The following is a 243-nucleotide window of genomic DNA, read 5'->3' as shown; positions in this document are numbered from 1 at the left end:
GGGTGAAGTCGTAACAAGGTAGCCGTATCGGAAGGTGCGGCTGGATCACCTCCTTTCTAAGGAAATGGAAACATTTGGAATTGTCTTATTTAGTTTTGAGAGGTCTTATTTAAGTTATGAGAACGTTAAGAAATCTGTATGAAAATAGGAAATTGACGATGTGTGCTTGCACACAAGGAGATTTATCTTTTTCACTAAGATTTTAGTTCGAATACAATTAAGCTTCACGTAATAGAATAGTAC

At 36.2% G+C, this 243-nt stretch carries 1 rRNA gene; it reads left to right on the top strand.

Annotated features, from left to right (window positions below):
• Positions 1–56 (top strand): 16S ribosomal RNA (locus tag AT575_RS10400); the annotation flags it as partial.
• Positions 57–243 lie beyond the last annotated feature (187 nt).

Origin of the sequence: Streptococcus penaeicida (assembly GCF_002887775.1) — a bacterium.
In the GTDB taxonomy this organism is placed as follows: domain Bacteria; phylum Bacillota; class Bacilli; order Lactobacillales; family Streptococcaceae; genus Streptococcus; species Streptococcus penaeicida.
This window is presented reverse-complemented; position numbering and strand designations above follow the sequence as displayed.